The organism is Actinosynnema sp. CA-299493 (genome assembly GCF_050946825.1).
Taxonomy (GTDB): Bacteria; Actinomycetota; Actinomycetes; order Mycobacteriales; family Pseudonocardiaceae; genus Actinosynnema.
Map to the genome: position 1 here is coordinate 3158641 of NZ_CP191993.1, position 17431 is coordinate 3176071.

Here is a 17431-nt window from a genome sequence, read left to right on the forward strand (position 1 = left end):
GGCTGGAAACGGCGTTATTTTTTGTTGGATTTTTAATGATCACCCGGTCGTGGTTGGGGTCGGCGGGAAATGGCAGGTGAGGTGGGGTGCTGCCCCGAAAGGGGGATAGGGCGGGCGGCGCGGTGGCTTGTGGCGTGGGACGGGCGCGGCACCACTAGGCTGCCCTGCATGTCGACCCAAGTTGGGCCCGTCGACGTGGACGCCCTGCGCGCGCGCCTCGACCGGGCTACCGCTGCCGCCGCCATCGCGGGCGTTGACGCGTTGCTCATCGCGCCCGGTTCGGATCTGCGCTACCTCCTCGGCGCGGGCGGCACGTCGTTCGAGCGGTTGACCTGCTTGGTGCTGCCCGTCGGCGGGTCGCCGGTGCTGGTGGTGCCCAAGTTGGAGCAGCCCGGCTACGACGGCGTCCCCACCGACGAGCTCGGGGTCGAGGTCGCCACCTGGGTCGACGGCGAAGACCCGTACGCCCTGGTCGAGAAAGCCCTGAAGGGCAACCGGACCGCTGTCTCCGACATGATGCCCGCGCTGCACGTGTTGCGGTTGCGGGACGTCGTCGGCGCGGAGCAGGTGTTGGCCGGGCCGGTGTTGCGCGAGCTGCGGATGCGCAAGGACGAGGCGGAGGTGGCCGCGCTGCGCAAAGCGGGCGCGGCGATCGACCGGGTGCACGCGCGGATGGCCGAGTGGCTGCGCCCCGGTCGCACGGAGGCCGAAGTGGGCGCCGACATCGCCGCCGCGATCGTCGCCGAGGGTCACGTGCTGGCCGAGTTCGTCATCGTCGGCTCGGGCCCGAACGGCGCGTCACCGCACCACGACCTGTCCGACCGCGTGATCGAGGCGGGCGACGTGGTGGTGGTCGACATCGGCGGACCCGTCGCGGAGGGCTACAACTCCGACTCCACGCGCAACTACGTGCTCGGCGAGCCGCGTGACGCGGACGTGTGGGAGACCTACGCGGTCCTGCAGGCCGCGCAGCGGGCCGCGGTCGAGGCGGTGCGGCCCGGCGTCACCTGTGAAGCGGTGGACGCCGCCGCGCGCGACATCATCGCCGACGCGGGTTTCGGCGAGTACTTCGTCCACCGCACGGGCCACGGCATCGGGCTGGACGTGCACGAGGACCCCTACATCGTCGGCGGCAACGACCTGCCGATCGAGCCGGGCATGGCGTTCAGCGTCGAACCGGGCATCTACCTGCCCGGGCGGTGGGGCGCGCGGATCGAGGACATCGTGATCGCCACCGCCGACGGCGTGGAGAGCGTCAACAACCGACCGCACGAGCTGGTGGTGTTGCCGACGTGACCCTGGAGCCGATCGACCGGGCGATCCTGCGCGAACTGGCCGCCGACGGCCGGTGCAGCTTCACCGACCTCGCGGAACGGGTCGGGTTGAGCGTGTCCGCCGTGCACCAGCGGGTGCGGCGGCTGGAGCAGCGCGGCGTGGTGCGCGGCTACGCGGCACGGCTGGACGGCGACGAGGTCGGCCTGCCGCTGACCGCGTTCATCTCGCTGACCCCGATCGACCCGGCGGCTCCGGACGACTACCCGAAACGGCTGGAGCACCTGCCGCAGATCGAGGCGTGCTACTCCGTCGCGGGTGACGCCTCGTACGTGCTGCGGGTGCGGGTGGCGTCGCCGACGGCCTTGGAGGAGCTGCTGAGGCAGATCCGCGAGGTGGCGAACGTGTCCACCCGCACCACGGTCGTGCTGTCCACGCCCTACGAGGACCGGCCGCCCGCCGTCTGATCCGCGCGGGAAGCCGGTAGTCGATCACGCGCAGAAGGTGCGGCGGGCGTCGGCGGGTCTGCTCAGACGGGGTCGCCGGTGATCGCGTCGTAGGCGGCCTGGACGCGGGCGAGCGCCGAGTCGTCCACGGTGAACTCGACGTCGTCGATGCGTGACACCACGACCACGCCGATCGAGTTGGTCAGGAACGCGCCCCGGTAGCGGCCCACGTCGGCCGACCGCACCGGCTCGCGCCGCGACGGCAGCTCCCGCTCCAGCAGCTGCATGGTGATGCCGTGCAGCCAGTCCGCCCGAGGCCACACCACGCCGTCGCCGTCGTCGAAGAACGCGATGTTGGCGATCGAGCCCTCCACCACCAGACCGCCGGCGGTGAGCAGCGCGTCGTCGTAACCGGCCCGCTCGGCGCGGCGGGCGTGGTGGCGCTGGCCGAAGCCTCCGATGTGCTTCACGTGCGGCAACGGGCGGGTGTAGTCGACGGACATCAGGCGTTGGGGCGTCGTCGGGGGAGTGACCGGCGGGCGCACCACGACCATCACCGACGGCGCGTCCAGGCCGAACACGACGACCCGCACGGCCGCGTCGCGCACGTCGTCGGCCAGCGCGTGCGAGATCAGGGCGCGGACTCGGTCGCCGTCCAACGGCGCGTCGTACAGCTCCCGGTTCGCCTGGTCGAGCCGGCGCAGGTGCAGGTCGAGGCCCTTCACCCGGCGGTCGCGGACCTGCATGGCGGTGAAGTGCCCGTAGTTGGCCAGCAGGCCGGGCACGAAGTCCTCGGCGGTCGGCGGCTCGCCCTCGATCTCGATCCTCGGCACGGGCACGACCGTAGCGTGGCGGGAATCGAGGGTCGGCGGTCGTTGCCGCCGTCCCGGGAGCCGGAGAGGGTGGGCGGTGTGGAGCGCGAGGTGCTGGTGGTCGGGTACGACGGTGCGGCGCTGACCGACATCGGTGGCCCGGCGGACGTGTTCGCCGGGGCGAACCGGGCGCTGGCGGCCGACCGGACGGGCGACGGCTACCGCGGCGACGACGGTCACCGGACGGGCGACGGCTACCGGGACAGCGACGGTCGCCGGGACGGCGGTGGCTACCGGGTGAGGTTGGCGGGGATCGGCGGCGGGTTCGAGGTGACCGGGGGGTTGCGGATGGAGGCCGAGGACCTGCGGGAGGTGTCCGGAGGGGTGGACACGGTCCTCGTGGTCGGTGGCTTCACGTTCGCCGACGCGGCCCGTGACGTCGAGCTGCGGCACCACCTGCGGCGGGTCGCGGGTGGCGCGCGGCGGGTGGCCGGCGTGTGCACGGGCGCGTTCGTGCTGGCGGCGGCCGGGTTGCTGGACGGCGCGCGGGCCACGACGCACTGGGCGTTCTGCGACCGGCTCGCGGCCGACCACCCGTCGGTGGACGTGGTGCCGGACGCGATCTACGTGCTGGACGGGCGGCTGGTCACGTCCGCCGGCGTCACCGCGGGCATCGACCTCGCGCTGGCCCTGGTGGAACGCGACCACGACGCGGCGCTGGCCCGGCTGGTCGCCCGCTGGATGGTGGTGTTCCTGCAACGCCCCGGCGGCCAGTCGCAGTTCAGCGTCCGGTCGCGGGTGCCGCCGGTGCGGGAGCCGGGCCTGCGGGCCGTGCTCGACGCGATCACCGACGACCCGGCGGCCGGCTGGACGGTCGAGGGGATGGCCCGCCGCGCCGCGATGAGCTCCCGGCACTTCGCCCGCGTGTTCCCGCGCCGGGTCGGCGTGTCACCCGCCCGGTACGTCGAACGGGTCCGGGTCGAGGCGGCGGCGGGGTTGTTGGAGGCCGGTGACGAGGGGTTGGACGTCGTCGCCAGGCGCACGGGTTTCGGCTCGGCGGAGACGCTGCGCCGGGCCTTCCTGCGGGTGCTCGGCGTGACGCCGGGTGGTTACCGCGACAGGTTCCGCACCACCGGTGCGGCATGACGACAGGGGGAACGACGTGGACGTGGCTTTCGTGCTCTACCCGAAGATGACCGCGCTGGACCTGGTGGGGCCGTACGAAGTGCTCGGCCACCAGCCGGAGGTGACCTCGCACTTCGTCGCCGCCTCACTCGAACCGGTGACCACCGACGCCGGGTTGACGATCGTGCCGACGACCACGTTCGCCGAGCCGGTCCGCGCCGACGTGATCGTGGTGCCCGGTGGCGGTGGCTGGGCGGAGGTGTTGGCGGAGGGCGTGGTCGCGGCGTGGCTGCGCGTGGCGCACCCGACCGCGACCTGGACCACGTCGGTGTGCAGCGGGTCGACGCTGCTCGCGCAGGCGGGTGTCCTCGACGGCCGTCCGGCGACCACGCACTGGGCGTTGCGCGACGAGCTGGCCTCCCTGGGCGCGGTGGTCAGCACGGACCGGGTGGTGGTCGACGGGTCCGTCGTGACCGGCGCCGGGGTGTCCGCCGGGATCGACCTGGCGCTCACCCTCGTCGGGCTGATCTGGGGTGACGAGCGGGCCCGGTTCACGCAGCTGCTCATCGAGTACGACCCCGAGCCGCCCTACCGGGCCGGTTCCCCCGAGTCGGCGCCCGCCGAGCTCGTCGCCCTCGCCCGCGGCGTGTTCGCGGGGCGTTGACCGGGTCACCGCGGCCAGCACGGCGGGCTGCCCGCCGTGCCGGCGCAGGACCCGCAGCGGCAACCCGGCCAGCGCCAGCACCGAGCCCTCCGCGAACAGCTCGCCGTCCAGGTCGAGCGTGCCGCTGAGCACGATCACCAGCGCGTCGCGCCACTCGTCCGGGTCGTACGGTTCGGCGGTCGCCACGGTCACCAGCCGGACGTCGAAGCTCACAGCGTCGCCGGGAGGCCGAAGAGCGGGAACAGGGCCGACGGGAACGTGGTGATCTCCGCGATCGCGCCGTCCTCGATCCGCAGCACGTCCAGCGCCACCGGCCGGAAGTGCTCCTCGCCGGGCTTGCGGGCGTAGTTGGCCAGGGCGGGCTGCCGGTTCGCCCGCGTCTCGACCACCTTCCACTCGCCGAACGCACCCGGGCCCACCATCACCGACGCGCTGATCTCCACCACGGCGTCGCGGCCGAGGTGCCACTCGGGCTGCGGCGGCATCGTCCAGGTGACGTCCTCGCGCAACGCCGCGGCCATCAGGTCCATGTCGCAGCGCTCGGTGGCCTCGACGAGCTTGCGGACCACCGCCTTCTCCTTCGGGTTCGGCTCGCCCGACCAGTCGGCACGCCGTTGCGGCAGGTGCTTGCGCATGGTGACGCGGGCGCGTTGCAGCGCGCTGTTCACCGCGGGCACCGTGTCCTCCAGCAACGCCGCCGTCTCGCTCGCCGGCCAGCCGAGCACGTCCCGCAGCACCAGCACCGCCCGCTGCTTGGCCGGCAGGTGCTGCACCGCGGCCAGGAACGCCAGCTCGATCGTCTCCCGCGCCACCACCTCCGCGTGCGGCTCGGCGTCCAGCAGGGCGTCCGGGAACGGCTGGAGCCACGGCACGTCGGCCACCGGCACCTGCTCGGTGACGCCGTGCGCGGGCCGGCGGTTGATCACGTCGAAGCACGCGTTCGTGGCGATCCGGTACAGCCAGGCGCGGAACGACGACCGGCCCTCGAACGTGTCGCGGGCGCGCCACGCCTTGAGGAACGTCTCCTGCACGAGGTCCTCCGCCTCGTCGAACGAGCCGAGCAGCCGGTAGCAGTGCACCCGCAGCTCGTGCCGGTGCCGCTCGGTCTCCCGCGTGAAGTCGACCGTCATCCGCTCAACCTCGTTCATGGTCACCCTCCGGGCTTGTACGGTGGCGTGCCGGTCGCACGCCGCACAAGTCGAGACTCGGCGGGCCCGGGAAACTCATCGGTCGGCGCGGGATCGGGGGAGCGGGTGGTCGGGGGCACGGGGTTCCGCGCGGTGTTCGCGGTGCCGGAGTTCCGGGCGCTGTGGTCGGCCGCGGTGCTGTCGACCGTGGGCGACCAGCTGGCCCGGGTGGCGTTGTCGGTGCTGGTGTTCCAGCGCACCGGGTCCGCGGCGTGGACGGCGCTGACCTACGCGTTGACCATGCTGCCCGCGCTGGTGTCGGGGGTGCTGCTGACGGGGCTGGCCGACCGGTACCCGCGCCGGACCGTGATGGTGGCCGCCGACGCGGTGCGGGCCGTGCTGCTGGCCGTGATGGCGGTGCCGGGCGTGCCGCTGCCGGTGGTGGCGGCGTTGCTGGTGCTGTCGCAGCTGGCCGAGCCGCCGTTCGCCGCCGCGCAGGGCGCGCTGCTGCCGTCCGTGCTGGGGGAGGAGTACGAGGCGGGCCAGTCCGTGCACCTGATCACCCACCAGGCGGGGCTGCTGCTGGGGTTCGTGGGTGGCGGGCTGGTGGTGGCGTGGCTGGGCACGTCCGGCGCGCTGCTCGCCGACGGGGTGACGTTCGCGGTGTCGGCGTTGCTGCTGCGGTTCGGTCTGCGCCACCGCCCGGCGCCGGCGTTCGTGCCCGCCGCGCGGGCGCGGATCCGGGCGGGTGCCGCGCTGGTGTGGCGGGACCGCCGGCTGCGGCTGCTGGTCGCCCTGGGGTGGCTGGCGCTGTTCACGGTGGTGCCGGAGGGGCTGGCCGCGCCGTTCTCGGCGGAGGTCGGCGCGGGCGCGGCGGGTGTCGGCCTGCTGCTGGCCGCCGACCCGGCCGGGATGGTGCTGGGCACGGTGCTGCTGCGCTTCCTGCCCGTTTCGACGCGCGTGCGGTTGCTCGGGCTGCTCGCGGTGGCCACCGCGTTGCCGCTGGTCGGGTACCTGTTCGCGCCGGGCCTCGTCGGCGCGGTGGCGTTGCTGGCGTTGAGCGGGGTGTTCAGCGCGTACCAGGTGACGGCGGGCGCGACGTTCGTCCGCCTGGTGCCGGACGAGCAGCGCGGCCAGGCGTTGGGCTTCGCCCGCAGCGGCCTGGTGGCCGCGCAGGGCATCGGTGTGGCCGCGGGCGGCCTGCTGGCGTCCGCGACGGGCTCGGCGGGCGCCGCGATCGCCGTGGCGGGCGTCGCGGGCACCGTCCTGGCCCTCGCCGTGACCACCGCGTGGTCCCGCGTGGCGCCGGCCGCGGTGGCCGAGCGTTGAACTCAGGCGTTCTGAACGTAGGACACGGTCGTTCTGGAGGTAGGACTCTCGAGGGCTGGAGGTAGGACTCTCGCGTGCTGTGGCGCAATCGGTCGTTCCTGGTGCTGTGGGCCGGGCAGTCCGTGTCCCTCGTCGGGTCCCAGGTGACGGTGGTCGCGGTGCCGCTGGTGGCGGCGTGGGCGTTGGGCGCGGGCGCTTGGGAGGTCGGGGTGGTGACCGCGTGCGGGCGGTTGCCGTACCTCGTGTTCGGGTTGCCGGCCGGGGTGTGGGTCGACCGGTTGCCGCGGCGGGTGGTGGCCGGGGTGTGCGCCGTCGGGCAGGCGGTGAGCCTGGGGGTCGTGCCGGTCGCGGCGGGGCGGGGGCTGCTGTCGGTGGGGTTGTTGGCCGTGGTGGCGGCGGTGGCGGGGACGTTCGCGGTGGTCGGCGACATCGCCGGGTTGGCGCTGGTGCCGATGGTGGTGCCCGCCGGGCAGCTGACCCGGGCCCAGGGCGTCGTGGAGGTGGGGCAGGCGACGGCGCAGGTGGCCGGGCCCGCGCTGGGCGGGTGGCTGGTCGGCGCGGTCACGGCGGCGGGCGCGGTGGCGGTCGACGCGATCAGCTTCCTGGTCGCGGCGGTGGCGTTGGCGTGGGTCCGGGTCGTCGAGCGCCCGCAGGCCGGCGCCGGCGTGTGGGCCGGGGTGCGGGCGGTGTTCGGCCACCAGGGGTTGCGGCGGGTCACGTTGTGCACCGCGACGCAGGTCTTCTGGTTCAACGCCTTCACCGTCGTGGTGCTGCTGCACCTGGTGTCGGCGTTGGGGCTGTCGGCGGCGCAGGCGGGGCTGACGCTGTCCGTCGGGGCCGTCGGGGGACTGCTCGGCGCGCTCGTCGCGGCCCGGTTGGGCGAGCGGTGGGGCCGTCGGCGGACGATGGTCGCCGCCATCCTCGTCACCGGCGCGGGGCAGGCGGCGGTCGCGGCGGACCAGCTGGTGATCGGCGCGGTGGCGGTGATGTGGTTCGCGCTCCAGGTCTACAACGTGCACCAGGTGCCGGTGCGCTACGAGGCGACGCCCGCCGCCCTGCACGGTCGGGTCAACGCGACCATCCGCACGGCGGTCTGGGGCACCGCGCCCGCCGGCGCGCTGGTGGGCGGCCTGCTCGGCGACGCCGTCGGCCCGCGGGCGACGCTCGTGCTCAGCGGCCTGGGCGTCGCGACGGCGTGCCTGTGGCTGCTCCGGGCACGCGTCGGGTGAGCGCGCCGGCCGCGGGAGTCGGGGTGCTCGCCGCGGCCCGCGCGTGACCTCGGGTGGTGTCGTTCACCTTCGTGGGAACCCGTCTTCACCAGATCTTGTCGCGCATGGCGGCGCACCTCCCCTCGACGTGGCACTCGGCGGGAACACCGGCAGCAGGGGGATCACCAGATCTTGTCGCGCACGACCACACCTCGCCTCCGTCTCGACACGGCCTCCGAGCAGCGGTCTCACCAGATCTTGTCGCGCACCGCGATCACCTCCAGTGGGTCGCGTCACCCCGGTAGCGGCTGACATCGCCACAGGTCACCATTACCGTGACCCTCCGTCCGGACACCATGACGGTCCGGGTGAGACAGTCGTGAGGAACCATGGGCAGAGCGCGTTCGACGTCGTCGGGCGATCGACGCTGGTCACTATGGTCCCTGCCCGGGCAGGCCCTGGTGTACGTGCTGTCGGTGGATCTGCTCGCCGTTCTCGCGCTCGCCGCGACCACCGCGTGGCCCGTGCCCGCCGGCTCGTGGACCACGTTCGCCGTCCTGGCCGGCTGCGCCGCGCTGCACCTGCACTGCTCGCGCTGGATCGAGCGCATCCGCCGCGACCACAGCCACCTGCCGCACGTCGACCTGTGCAGCATCTGGATCCTGGCCGGCGCCCTCGTGCTGCCGCCCTCGCTCGCCGTCGCGCTCGTCGTGCTGATGTACGCGCACCGCTGGTGGGTCGTCGGCCGCTGGGACGCCTCGCGCCCCCCTCACCGCAACGTGTTCACCACGTCGATGATGGTGCTGGCCACGCTCGCCGCGAGCGGCGTGGCGGGGCTCACCGGCCTGCGCGAGCACCTGCTCGCCGGTCGGCCCGGCGGCGCGCTCGACCTCGTCGGCCTCCTCGGCGCGGGCGCGGCGCAGTGGCTGGTCAACACCGCCCTGGTGGCCGCGGTGATCCTGCTGACCGTGCGGCCCCGCTCGGTGAAGGACGCCATCGGCAGCGGCGCGGACAACCTGCTCGAAGCGGGCCAGCTCGCGATGGGCGGCTTCGTCGCCCTCGCCGTGGCGTGGTGGCCCGGGTTCGCGCTGCCGATGGTCGTCGCGGCCGTCGCGCTGCACCGCACCGTGCTCATCCACCAGCTGGAGCTGGCCGCCCGCACCGACGCCAAGACCGGCCTGCTCAACGCCGAGGCCTGGCACCTGCAGGCGACGCTGGAGCTGCGACGCACCCGGCAGCAGCCGCCCGGCGCGCGGGTCGGCCTGTTCATGATCGACGTGGACCACTTCAAGGACATCAACGACACGCACGGCCACCAGACCGGCGACCTCGTGCTGCGGCGCATCGCGGCGGCGTTGGAGAGCGCGGTCCGGCGGGGCGACTCGGTGGGCCGCTTCGGCGGCGAGGAGTTCGCCGTGCTGCTGCCCGGCGTGGACCACGAGGAGGCGACGGCGATCGCCGAGCGGGTGCGCTCGGAGGTCCACCGGGTGCTCGTGGACGTCGGCGACGGCGGCGTGGTGGCGGGGCTCACGGTCAGCATCGGCACCGCGGTGTGGCCGGAGGTCGCCGAGGACACCGTGTCCGGGCTGCTCGCGGCGGCGGACTCGGCGCTGTACGAGGCGAAGCGGCTGGGCCGCGACCAGGTGCAGTCGGCGGGCGGTCACCGCCGCGCCCGGTGGACGCCCGCGGCCCGCTCCGAGCGCCCCGGGGTGTAACAACCGCGACTACCCGCGCGGATCCGCTACAGGTCAGGCCCTCCGGTGGCGTAGTTTCTGCCCGCCACCTCCGACACGGTGGACACCCTCCTCGCCTGCAAGGGTCGTGAGCCAGTGGACCTCGGTGCCCCGCACGGCATCCGCTTCCGCTTCGAAGCGGGGCTGCTGCGTGCCGTCCTGCTCGACGTGCACGGCAAACCGCCCGTCGACGCGGGCGAGGAGCTGACCGCCGAGGCGGGCGCCCGCGACCTGCTGGTCGAGGAGACCCGGGACGGGCACGTGCGCGCGGTGCTGCGGCAGCGGTTCGACCTGCCCGCGCCCGCGCGGTGGCGGCTCGCCGTGGACGCGCCCGCCACCGAGACCGCCGACGGGGTGTCGTTCGCCCTGCCGGACTCGGTGACGCTGCTGGTGTCCGGCTCGGCGCCGTGCGAGGTCGTGCCCGGCGGCGTCCGCGTGCTGCTGCCCGCCGGCGAGTCCGACCTGGACGTCACGGTGATCAGCGAACCCGTGTTCGAGGTCGGGGACACGGTCGTGGTGTGCCGCCCGGACCAGCTGCGCGAGGCCGCGGTCGTGGTGTCGTGCCTGCCCGCGGACCGCGTCACGCCCGTCGTCGCGCTGAGGCCCGGCGACTCCTCGTCGCACCGGCACGACCGGTTGGTGGCCCACCTGCTCGGCACGATGGGCGTGCGCCGCGTGGTGTTCCTCGCCGAACCGGACGGTGCGCTGTTCGCCGACCTGCCCGACCACCTGCACCTGCCGTGCGAGGACCCGGTCGGGCTCACCGCCAAGGCGTGGGAGCTGCTGCGCGGTGTCGGCGAGCCCGAACGCACGCTCGACGTGGCGCCGGACGCCGACTTCGTCGCTGCCCTGTTCACCGCCCTGCGCGCGGGCGCGGCGCTGCGCGTGGACGAGGACGCGCCGCCGGTGCCGTTCGCCGAGCACAACCCGGACGACGGCGACGAGGCCGTGCTGGTCGAACGCACCGGTGGGGTGGACGGCCTGATGGCCGCCGTCTACGCGCACCACCGGGGCGCCCGGCTGGTGGTCGTCCCGGCGCCGGACCTGGCCGTGGTGGGCGCGGTGGTGGCCGAGGAGCAGGAGCGGGTCACCGCGGCGGCGGGCGCGATCGGCGACGCGGTCAAGGGCATCGGGTTCGTCGAGGCGCTGTGGCGGTACCTGTCCAGCGGCGGGCACGACCCGTACGCGGCGGTGGAGGCCGTGGTCACCGCGCAGGTGCCCGCCGAGGCGGTAGCGGAGGTGGGCGACCGGCGGCTGACCGCGTTCACCGCCGGCCTGCCCTACCCGTTCGTGCACACCGAGGACGTGAACTGGGCGCGCAAGCCGATCGGGCACGTGGTGGCCGACCCGGCGCTGGTCGTGCTCACCGAGCTGCACCGCGCGGGCGTGGCGCGCGAGCCCGGCGCGTTCAGCCTGGTGTTCGACTCCGGCGCGTTCCAGGAGCACCCCGGGACGGCCGCGTCACCGGTCCACCACACCCACCCGATCGTGCTGTCCGAGCGGGACGCCTCGCCGGACGCGCTGCGCGCGCTGGTCGTGGACCTGCCGGTCGAGCTGGTGTTCTTCAACTGCCACGACGCCGACGACGCGATCGTGCTGGGCGGGCACGCGCTGCCGGACGACGACCTCCCGGTGACGCTGCGGCACCGGCCGATCGTGTTCAACAACTCGTGCCGGTCGTGGACGCGGTTGGGCCGCGAGTTCGTCCGCGCCGGCGCGCGCGGCTACATCGGCACGCTGTGGACCATCCCGCCGAACCTGGCCGCCGGGTTCGCCCGCACCGTCGTGCGGCGGCTCACCGCCGAGGAGACGCCCGCCGCGCGGGCCATCGTCAACACCGGCACGCCGGGCGGTCTCGAGCGCTCCTACCTCTACGTCGGCACGGTCAACGGCCGACTGGACGAGTGGCGCGACCGGTCCACCACCGACGTCGAGGCCGCGTTGACGGGGTGCGAGCTGCTGGCCGCCGCCGTCCGCGACCGCGCCGGCCCGCTGGCGCCCGTGCTGCGCCGGGAGCTCTCCGCGCTGCGCGAGGTCGCCGACACGGGCGAGGCGACCGGCACCCCGGCCTACGCCGACGTGCTGCTGGCCGAGCTGGGGCTGGAGGACGACGACGAGCGGGCCGCCGTCCTGGTCGAGCGGGTCGACGCGCTGCTGACCGGGCTCGACCTGCCCGAGGACGAGCTGGAAGCCCTCTGGGCGACCAGGTTCGAGCTGACCGGCGCCCGCGCCGAGCGGCGTGGGGAATACGGGGCCGCGCTCGCGGACTTCGAACGGTGTGTGGGCTTGGGCGACGCGTGCCGCGACCGAGCGGACGTCCTGCTGCGGATGGCGAGGCTGCTGATGCGCGAAGGCAGAACCGACGAAGCCGGACAGGCTGCGCGGCTGGCGTACGAGGAGCACCGGGCGCGGGGTGACGGACCGGGGCAGCTGGAGTCGATCGCCGTGCTCGACGACCTCGGCGACGCCGACCCCGAGACCGCCGTCCGGTACGCCGTCGAGGGCCACGACCTGGCCGAGGAGCTGGGCGACCGCGCCCGGCAGGCCGAGTTCAAGCTCGCCGAGTGCGACCGGCGCCGTGAGCGCGGCGAGCTCGTCGAGGCGATCGAGGCCGGGTCGCGGGCCGTGGAGCTGTTCCGCGACCTGGGCGACGGCCGGCGGGAACTGGCCGCGTTGCGCCGGCTCGGCGCGTGCCACCGCGACCGGGGCGACCTGGAGACCGCGCAGCACTACGCCGCCGTGGGCCTGGCCCGGGCCGAGCAGGTGGGCGCGGCGGCCGAGGTGGCGTCGTTCCACGACGACCTGGGCGGCGTGCTGAGCGCGCGCGGCGAGCACGGCCAGGCGTTGGGGCACTACCGGCACGCCGTGGAGAAGCTGGTCGCGACCGGCGCGTGGGAGCGCGGCGCGGAGCTGCTGCCGCACCTGGCCGTCGGCGCGGTCCGGGCGGGCGACCCGGAGGCGCTGTGGACCGCGGCCCTGAGCGGCGGCCTGATCTGCGAGGTCGCGCCGCGCGAGGTGTGGGCGTCGGTCGTGCCGCTGGTGGTCGACTCGATCAAGCGGGCCATCGAGACCGGGCCGCTGGAGCTGACCGAACGGGGCATGACCGACTTCGCCAGCGCGGTGACCGCGGGCAAGCGGGAGGACATGCCGTTCCAGGTCGGGCTGCTCGCGGACGTCGTGGTCGTGCTGCTGGCGTGGCTCATGGACCGCGCCGACCAGGGCATCGTCGCCTTCGCCCGCGAGCTGGACCGCACCAGCGGCGGTGTGTTCGACCTGGTCGGCTACCTGGCCGTGCCGTACGCCGACCGCGCCCGCAACCCCGGGACCGGCCGGTCGCGGCCTACCAGTGGCGGCCCGCGCTGAGGTCGTCCAGCTCGGGGCGTGACAGGTGCAGCACCTGGAACCGGACCTCGGCCTCGGGCGCGGTGCGCCACAGGCTGAAGTGGACCAGTTCCCAGTTCCGGGGGTCGATCGCCACCGCGGTCGAGTGCAGCGCGGGGTCGTCCTTGAGCCGCGCGAGGTCGTCGAGGGCCTGGTCGATCGCCTCGGTCGGGTCCGCGTCGGCGGCCAGGCGCCACGTGCGCTTGGTGGCCGCGGTGGCGTCGTCCGCGGCGCCGCGCTCGAACGCGAGGCCCGCCCAGTGCTGCACGGTCGGGCGGCCGAAGTCGGCGCTCAGGCCGCGGAAGCCCGGCCCCCACAGGAAGCTGTTCATGCCCTCGGCGGTGCGCCACAGGTAGAACGGCGCGTACTGGTTGACCGGCGAGCCGTCGACACCGCGTTCCCGCACGCAGTAGGCCTTGAGCCCCAGGCCGGGGAACGCGTCCAGCGCCGAGCCCCTGGTGGCGACCCGGGTGCGGATGACGTCCATGTCGTAGTCGGCGGGCAGGGTGATCTCGTAGTGCATCGCTTGCATGGTCAGGTCCCCCGGTACTCGGCTGCGGTGCGTGGGTAGAGCTCGCGGTAGGCCGCGAGGTGGCCCCAGGGCGTGGTGACGGAGTCGGCTCGGAGCAGGCCGTGGACCAGCGCCCGGGCGAACACCGCGCGGGCGGCGGCGAGCACCGGGGCGGGGTCGGCGTCGTGGGTCCCGGTCGAGGCGGCGAAGACCGTGTCGCCGTCGGTCAGGCCGTGGGCCGGGCGGACGGCGGTCGCGAGGCCGTCCTGGGCGGCGTCGGCGAGGGCGAACAGGTGCGGCAGGCGGGCGTTCGTGGCGACCACGCCGATGACCGTGTTGAACGGCTGGGCGTGCCCGTCCCTCCGGGCCGCTCGCAGGTCGTCGCCCCGGTAGGCCGGGAACTCGCCGGGCAGGCCGAGGTGCGCGGCGAACGGCAGACCGGTGGCGACGTCGACCGACGGGCCGACCGCGTTGAGCACGGCCACCGCGCCCACGACCACGCCACCGGGCAGCGTGGCGCTCGCCGTGCCCAGGCCGCCCTTCAGCGTCGCGTTGAGCGCGCCCGTGCCCGCGCCGACGTTGCCCTGGGCGAAGTCCGCGCCCGCGCCGCGCACCGCCTCCGCGCCCTCCTCCTGCCCCGGCCGCGCGTGGAAGTCCCCGCCGCGGCCGAGGTCGAACAGCGCGGCGGCGGGCACGAACGACCCCAGCTCGCGCGCCGCGCCGTCAGCCGCCGCGAGCCCGTACGCGCTACCACCGGTCAACACCACGCCACGCACGTCCCGTCCGCCGTGGCGCGGGTCGAGCGCGGCCGTGTCCCGCGTCGCCGGCGCGCCACCACGAACCTCCACAGTGGACAACGTGCCGGTCGGGAACAGCACGGCCGTCGTGCCGGTCAACGCACCGCCACCGTTGCGCGTGGCGTGCCCGACCAGCACACCCGGCACGTCGGTGATCGCGTTCCGCACGCCGTCGATGCTACTTGTCCACCGTGATCGGGATCGCGGAGGCGAGCAGGCGGGCACCGAGTTCGCGGACGACGGAGGCCAGCAGGTCGACGTCCTCGTCCGTGGTGCGCCAGTTCACGATCGCCGGGCGCAGGGCGACCATGCCCCGGTACGCGGTGGTGCCCGCGTAGACGCGGCCGTCCTCGACCAGGGCTTCGCCCAGCCTGCGGTTGAGGTCGTCCAAGTCCTCCTCGGGCACGCCCGGTGGGCGGTAGCGGAAGCAGACGACGAAGACGGTGATCGGGGCCAGCAGTTCGAGGTCGGGGGATTCCTCGATGCGGCGGCCCAGGCGCAGGGCGAGGTCCTGGTGGCGTTCGACCATGGCCCGGTGGCCGTCGCGGCCGTAGGCGCGCAGCGTGGCCCAGATGGGGAACGCGCGGGCGCGTCGGGACGACTCGGGGCCCAGGTTGTTGTAGTTGACGGACTCGTCGCCGGGCTCGGGCAGGTAGGCGGCGTTCCAGGTGCCGAACGCGCGACCCAGCGCCGACCGGTCCCGCACGAACGCCATGCCGCTCTCGTACGGCACGTTGAGCCACTTGTGGCCGTCCGCGGCCACCGAGTCGGCCCGCTCCACCCCGCGCACCAACCCGGCCGTGCGCGGTGACAGGGCGGCGAACAGGCCGAACGCGCCGTCCACGTGCAGCCACGCGCCGTGCCGCTCGGCCAGGTCCGCCATCTCGTCGAGCGGGTCGAAGTCGCCGCCGTTGACCTCGCCCGCGTTGCCGATCAGCACCGCGGGCCCCGACGACGCCAGCTCGCGGTCCAGCGCGGCCACGTCGAGCCGGCCCGCGTCGTCACGGGCGAACGTCCGCACCGAGTCCCGGCCCAACCCCAGCAGTTGCAGCGCCTTGCGGCTGCTCGGGTGCACGTACCCGCTGGAGAACACCGGCATGCGCGGCAACCCGGCCAGGCCGTCGGCGGTCACGTCCACCCCGTGCCGCTCCGCCCACCAGTGCCGCGCGCACGCCAACCCGGTCAGGTTCGCGAACGTCGCGCTCGGCGTGAGCACCGCGCCGTGCGACAGGGGCAGCCCGAACAGCTCCTTCAACCACCGCAGCACCACCGTCTCGGCGCGCGCGGCCAGCGGCGAGGCCACCCACATCCCGCCCGCCTGGTCCAGCAGCGACGTCACCCAGTCCGCCGCCTGCGCCGCCGGTGTCGCGCCGCCGACCACGAGGTGGAAGAACCGGGGGCCGGACGAGTGCGTGGCGGCCCGCGTCCCGATCCGCACCAGGTCCGCGACGGCCGCGATGGTGCCGTCACCGGCCTCCGGCAGCGGTCCGTCGAGGTCATCGAGCAGGTGCGCGTGCGTGGCGTCGCGCACCGGCAGGTGCGGCAGCGCGTCGAGGTACGTCCCGGCGGCCCGCGCCACCATCCCCAACGCCTCCGCGGCGTCCTCTCGAGCGTTCAGCGGATCACCCATCATGGCAGGGTAGGCGCTGATGACACGACGTGGACAGTTCCGCGGCCGGGCGGTCGACGCCGAGGTGGACGCGTTCCTCGGCCTCCGGTACGCGGAGCCGCCGTTCGGGGCGCGCCGGTTCGCCGCGCCCGTCCCCGCCGACTTCGCGGGCGACTGCCTGGAGTTCGGCCCGATCGCGCCGCAGTCCGCGCGGTTGCCCGGCGCGCCGACGTGGCGGCCGGGCGACGAGGACGTGCTGACCCTCAACGTCTGGACGCCGTCCACCTCGGCCGGGCCGTGGCCGGTGCTGTTCTACGTGCACGGCGGGGCCTACGCGTTCGGGTCGTCCGCCCAGCCCGACTACGACGGCGCGGCTCTGGCCCGGGCCGGGCTGGTCGTGGTGACGTGCAACTACCGGCTCGGGTTCGAGGGCTTCGGGCACGTGCCCGGCCACCCGGACAACCGGGGCCTGCTCGACCAGCGGACCGCGCTGCGGTGGGTGCGGGACCACATCGCGGTGTTCGGGGGAGACCCGGGCAACATCACCGTGGGCGGGCAGTCGGCGGGGGCCGGGTCGGCGTTGTTCCTGGCGGCGTGGGAGCCGGTGCGGCGGGTCATCGCGCACAGCGTGCCGAACCGGGTCTGCACGCCGGCGTTCGCGCGTCGGGTCGCGCGGTGGATCGACGCCGGCACACCGGAGTCCGCGGTGGCGTCGGCCGACGCCCTGGCCGCCGCGCAGCGCACCGGGCCGTTGAGCTACGACCCGGTGCTGTTCGGGCCCGTCGCCGACGCGCTGCCCGCGCTGCCCCCGGAGACCGACGCCCTGCTGTGCCACACGGACGTCGAGTACGCGCTGTTCGACGCCGTGGGCACGTTCCGGCCGCCGGCGGACCTGCGGGCGTTCGGCCGCGCCTGGGGCATCCCGGACCACGTCGTGGCCGCGTACGAGCACTTCGAGGACGCCCACGTGCGGCTCGCGGGCGACTTCGTGTTCGCCGAACCCACCACCAGGCTGGCCGAGGCGCACAGCCGGGCGTTCCTGGCGCGGTTCACCCGGCGGCCCGCCTGGCACGCGGCGGACGTGCTGTTCTCGTTCGGCAACCTCGGTGGAGCCGGCCAGGGAGGTGGGTTCAGCCTGATCGGTGGTCCTGCCGGTGACGACGAGCGCGCGCTCTCCCGGCGGATGCTCCGGGCGTGGGTCGACTTCTGCACGACCGGCGACCCCGGCTGGACCGGCGTTCGGCACTGGGGCGACGAGGTCGAGGCCCGGCGTGAGCCGTGGCGCGGAGTCGACCTCGCCGTGCCCGTCGACCACCCCGTGCAGCCGGTCACCTGACCGCCTCTCGCGCGGCGGGCGTCCCGGCGTTGGTTCGCGGTGCGAACGAGTATCGTGGCCGCGCGGTCCGGGTCGGGCTGA

14 protein-coding genes are annotated in these 17431 nt (G+C 74.6%); 9 read left to right on the plus strand and 5 right to left on the minus strand.

Going from position 1 to position 17431, the window contains the following annotated elements; genetic code table 11:
* Nucleotides 1-168: 168 nt before the first annotated feature.
* Both ACQPYE_RS14780 and ACQPYE_RS14785 read left to right on the plus strand, forming a co-directional pair.
* Complete coding sequence (locus tag ACQPYE_RS14780) at nt 169-1296, plus strand: M24 family metallopeptidase (protein ID WP_498721754.1); 1128 nt, start codon at nt 169-171, stop codon at nt 1294-1296.
* A 2-nt stretch (nt 1297-1298) separates the two neighbouring features.
* Nucleotides 1299-1739: a winged helix-turn-helix transcriptional regulator gene (locus tag ACQPYE_RS14785; protein WP_123747832.1), complete on the plus strand. Its 441-nt coding sequence runs from the start codon at nt 1299-1301 to the stop codon at nt 1737-1739.
* Between the two features lie 62 nt (nt 1740-1801).
* Here the strand turns inward: ACQPYE_RS14785 and ACQPYE_RS14790 are convergent, their stop codons facing one another.
* Nucleotides 1802-2551, minus strand: a complete 750-nt coding sequence (locus tag ACQPYE_RS14790) for an aminotransferase class IV (RefSeq protein ID WP_498721755.1) — start codon at nt 2549-2551, stop codon at nt 1802-1804.
* Nucleotides 2552-2629: 78 nt separating this feature from the next.
* Here ACQPYE_RS14790 and ACQPYE_RS14795 point away from each other — a divergent pair, with 78 nt between their 5' ends.
* The gene (locus tag ACQPYE_RS14795) at nt 2630-3676 is read left to right on the plus strand and encodes a GlxA family transcriptional regulator (RefSeq protein WP_498722915.1); all 1047 of its coding nucleotides are present in this window, start codon (nt 2630-2632) and stop codon (nt 3674-3676) included.
* A gap of 16 nt (nt 3677-3692) precedes the next feature.
* Nucleotides 3693-4319 (plus strand): DJ-1/PfpI family protein, encoded by a 627-nt coding sequence (locus ACQPYE_RS14800; protein WP_498721756.1) that lies wholly within the window; start codon nt 3693-3695, stop codon nt 4317-4319.
* A 209-nt stretch (nt 4320-4528) separates the two neighbouring features.
* On the opposite strand, the gene ACQPYE_RS14805 is transcribed toward ACQPYE_RS14800, so the two are convergent.
* Nucleotides 4529-5473: an RNA polymerase subunit sigma-70 gene (locus ACQPYE_RS14805; protein ID WP_498721758.1), complete on the minus strand. Its 945-nt coding sequence runs from the start codon at nt 5471-5473 to the stop codon at nt 4529-4531.
* Between the two features lie 99 nt (nt 5474-5572).
* On the opposite strand from ACQPYE_RS14805, the gene ACQPYE_RS14810 reads away from it, so the two are divergent.
* The 4 genes from ACQPYE_RS14810 (at nt 5573) to ACQPYE_RS14825 (ending at nt 13079) form a co-directional block, all read left to right on the plus strand.
* On the plus strand, nt 5573-6775 hold the full coding sequence (locus tag ACQPYE_RS14810; RefSeq protein ID WP_498721759.1) for an MFS transporter: 1203 nt from the start codon (nt 5573-5575) through the stop codon (nt 6773-6775).
* Between the two features lie 74 nt (nt 6776-6849).
* Nucleotides 6850-8004, plus strand: coding sequence for an MFS transporter (locus ACQPYE_RS14815; protein WP_498721760.1), 1155 nt, complete (start codon nt 6850-6852; stop codon nt 8002-8004).
* Between the two features lie 368 nt (nt 8005-8372).
* Complete coding sequence (locus tag ACQPYE_RS14820) at nt 8373-9698, plus strand: GGDEF domain-containing protein (RefSeq protein ID WP_498721761.1); 1326 nt, start codon at nt 8373-8375, stop codon at nt 9696-9698.
* A gap of 114 nt (nt 9699-9812) precedes the next feature.
* Complete coding sequence (locus tag ACQPYE_RS14825) at nt 9813-13079, plus strand: tetratricopeptide repeat protein (protein WP_498721762.1); 3267 nt, start codon at nt 9813-9815, stop codon at nt 13077-13079.
* Here the strand turns inward: ACQPYE_RS14825 and ACQPYE_RS14830 are convergent.
* Genes ACQPYE_RS14830 through ACQPYE_RS14840 form a run of 3 tightly spaced genes read right to left on the minus strand, consistent with a single transcriptional unit; the run spans nt 13057 to nt 16035 of the window.
* On the minus strand, nt 13057-13620 hold the full coding sequence (locus ACQPYE_RS14830; protein WP_498721764.1) for a DUF4865 family protein: 564 nt from the start codon (nt 13618-13620) through the stop codon (nt 13057-13059). The two genes, ACQPYE_RS14825 and ACQPYE_RS14830, sit on opposite strands and share 23 nt — an antisense overlap.
* A gap of 11 nt (nt 13621-13631) precedes the next feature.
* Nucleotides 13632-14573 (minus strand): P1 family peptidase, encoded by a 942-nt coding sequence (locus tag ACQPYE_RS14835; protein ID WP_498721765.1) that lies wholly within the window; start codon nt 14571-14573, stop codon nt 13632-13634.
* A 10-nt stretch (nt 14574-14583) separates the two neighbouring features.
* Nucleotides 14584-16035, minus strand: a complete 1452-nt coding sequence (locus ACQPYE_RS14840) for a pyridoxal phosphate-dependent decarboxylase family protein (RefSeq protein ID WP_498721766.1) — start codon at nt 16033-16035, stop codon at nt 14584-14586.
* Between the two features lie 19 nt (nt 16036-16054).
* On the opposite strand from ACQPYE_RS14840, the gene ACQPYE_RS14845 reads away from it, so the two are divergent.
* Nucleotides 16055-17350 carry a carboxylesterase family protein gene (locus ACQPYE_RS14845; protein WP_498721767.1) on the plus strand — a complete coding sequence of 432 codons (1296 nt, stop codon included), beginning with the start codon at nt 16055-16057 and terminating at the stop codon, nt 17348-17350.
* The last annotated feature ends 81 nt before the right edge of the window (nt 17351-17431 follow it).

What these genes read in the sequence shown, in the direction of transcription:
- ACQPYE_RS14845 (WP_498721767.1), top strand. Translation starts at nt 16,055, where the DNA reads ATGACACGACGTGGACAGTTCCGCGGCCGGGCGGTCGACGCCGAGGTG.
- ACQPYE_RS14830 (WP_498721764.1), bottom strand. Translation starts at nt 13,620, where the DNA reads ATGCACTACGAGATCACCCTGCCCGCCGACTACGACATGGACGTCATC.
- ACQPYE_RS14820 (WP_498721761.1), top strand. Translation starts at nt 8,373, where the DNA reads ATGGGCAGAGCGCGTTCGACGTCGTCGGGCGATCGACGCTGGTCACTA.
- ACQPYE_RS14840 (WP_498721766.1), bottom strand. Translation starts at nt 16,035, where the DNA reads ATGGGTGATCCGCTGAACGCTCGAGAGGACGCCGCGGAGGCGTTGGGG.
- ACQPYE_RS14780 (WP_498721754.1), top strand. Translation starts at nt 169, where the DNA reads ATGTCGACCCAAGTTGGGCCCGTCGACGTGGACGCCCTGCGCGCGCGC.